This is a genomic window from Kitasatospora sp. NPDC001175 (assembly GCF_053598215.1).
The window spans coordinates 1-2,233 of the sequence record NZ_JBSFJU010000195.1 but is presented as its reverse complement, the minus strand read 5'-3'; the positions used below and the strand labels follow the sequence as shown (position 1 = coordinate 2,233).

Below are 2,233 nucleotides of genomic sequence, written 5' to 3'. Positions count from 1 at the left end.
GGTCAGGTACTCCAGGCGGCTCATCAGCCGGTAGAGCTCGGCCACCTCGGCCACCGACTGCTCGCTGTCGCCCACCGCGAGGGCGCGGCGCGGAGTGCCTGGCCGACCCGACGAACCGACCCGACCAAAAGGAGCAGTGATGGACACGACGGAGGCCTTCGGCCTGATGCTTCCCCAGTGCTGCGCCCACCTGATGTCCTGACCCCGCCCAGCGCCGGCTTGTGGCGAGCAGGTTCCCAATCCCGCTGAACAGGCCGAGCATCACACAGCTGGCAGTGTGGGGATCGGCCGGTCGATGGAGTGCAGCTCCAGGTATCGGTTGGCCATCAGCACATAGACATCCTCGAGCTGTTCGCCGTTCGCGCGACACCAACGGACAACGGCCCGGCGCAGCACAGCGCGCCGGTCCGGGCCCCGCTTGATGCCCGATCGCAGCTCGCTGCGCGCCTGTTGGTGGGCTTCTTCGACGTATTCGGCTGGCACGATGTCGTGATCAAGGGCGAGGTCGAGGGCGTACTCGTACGGGTAGCGCGCGGGCACGAACAGCGGGCCGGGCAGCTTGGCGATGGCTTCGGCGATGCTAGTCACACATCAACCGTGGCATGCCCTGGCGGCGTCGGCATGCCACAACCGCCGGGCCGACGTTCCCCTGGCCAAAGCGATGTCCTACACAGCCGCCGCCCGATCGAGCGGCGGCTACTCGCTGCACCACTCAACTCCATCTCGTCCATATGGACGGGGATTGACGCTGGGCTGACGTGACAACAGGGCGCTACTCTCTACCTCGTTCATCGGACCTCTATCCACGTCTGTTGCACCGGAGCCTCGCCTTGGACCTCATCCTGTCCGTGAAGAACGCCACCCCCGAGTTCGGCGAGAAGCTCCTCGCCTTCCTCGCCCCCTACGTCGACGCCGTCACAGTCGAAACGGACGGCACCTGGACCCGCGACCGGATCGACCGCTACTACCTCTCCCTGCCACCCCGCGCTCAGCGGATCCTCGAAGAGGCCGTTGGCCGTGGCGGCTACGTCTCCGCCGATGCCTTGCGCGGCGAGGACGGCTCCAGCAGCCTCAAGGGCCATAGCGCCGGCCTCAAGCGCGCCCTCGACCGCGGCGTCCGCGAAGGCTGGTTGCCCGCCGCCATCGAAGCGCCCGTCCAGGCCCAGGGTCCCGGATTCGGCAAGGTCGTCGGCTACAGGATTCCGCACGCCATCTACGACCTGTTCCGCGACACCGTCCTCGCCCTTCCCACCGCGCGCCGCGCCGCGCTCAGCAAGGCGATCACCAGGCACGGCACGGACACGCGGTGGGATGCGTCCTTGGCCGTCAAGATCCTTACCAACCACGACCTCGAAACCGACTGGAAGGGTGCGGACGTCATCCTGCGCCACCTCGCCGAGACCGGACTCATCGTCAAGGCCGACTCGGACCGCGCCGTGTACCGGCTCGCCAACGGGCAGTAACCGGGCTCGGACCAGGAAGGAGGGAGCCAGTGGGAAACGACCTCACAGCGGTCTGGACGGCGCTGAACGAACGCCAGCAGTTCTACCTGGGCACCATCTACGACGCCGACCAGGCCAAGGAGTCGGAAAGGGCCGCCGCTGGCGCGGCGGGGAAGTGGGACCGCATCCCTTGCTCTGCCGCGTTCGTTCCGAGAGTGCGGTCCAGGTCGGCCGCCAACGGACTGGACAGCTGAAACGCAGACAAAGCTGCAGGGGCCGCAGCTTCATTGCGCATGGTGTTGTCCGCGGACAACACCACCCCAACGGTCGCAGGGCTCTGATCTGCGAGAGCTGCAGCCGGCACGGAGTCATCGAGAGCCTGCATGAAGGAGTGCATGTTGTCCGCGGACAACACGGTCACGGCCGGCACCGTGCCCTGCTGCTGCACCAGGGCGGCCGGGACTTCTGGGTTGGCGACGGTGTTGTCCGCGGACAACATCCACTCCTCCTGGTCCTCTCGGTTTCAGAGATCGGCGTACAACTCCTCGAAGAGCGCCCTGAGCCCGGCCTTGTCGAGGCCTTCTCGAAGGGTCACGGCTCGCTCCGCCACGCTCGCTCCGAGAGCCCGGACCAGCTCGACCGCCGACGGACCGGACGGCCGAAACACGGACGAAGCCGCAGCGGCCGCAGCCTCACTGCGCATGGTGTTGTCCGCGGACAACACCACCCCAACGGTCGCAGGGCTCTGATCTGCGAGAGCTGCAGCCGGCACGGAGTCATCGAGAGCCTGC

Annotated in this window: 4 protein-coding genes; 2 read left to right on the top strand and 2 right to left on the bottom strand. The window is 67.3% G+C overall.

The annotated features are described in order from the left end of the window. Positions 1 to 261 precede the first annotated feature (261 nt). Entirely contained in the window at positions 262 to 588 is a 327-nt protein-coding gene (locus tag ACWDAK_RS41060) for a hypothetical protein (protein ID WP_344640263.1), read from the bottom strand. Positions 589 to 830: 242 nt separating this feature from the next. Between ACWDAK_RS41060 and ACWDAK_RS41055 the strand changes: the two genes are divergently transcribed. After that, positions 831 to 1,463: a hypothetical protein gene (locus tag ACWDAK_RS41055; protein ID WP_427396329.1), complete on the top strand. Its 633-nt coding sequence runs from the start codon at positions 831 to 833 to the stop codon at positions 1,461 to 1,463. Positions 1,464 to 1,492: 29 nt separating this feature from the next. Next, positions 1,493 to 1,696: a hypothetical protein gene (locus ACWDAK_RS41050; protein ID WP_344640265.1), complete on the top strand. Its 204-nt coding sequence runs from the start codon at positions 1,493 to 1,495 to the stop codon at positions 1,694 to 1,696. 269 nt (positions 1,697 to 1,965) lie between these two features. Here the strand turns inward: ACWDAK_RS41050 and ACWDAK_RS41045 are convergent. Continuing rightward, the coding region (locus tag ACWDAK_RS41045) for a hypothetical protein (protein ID WP_449806591.1) at positions 1,966 to 2,233 on the bottom strand (268 nt) is incomplete at its 5' end.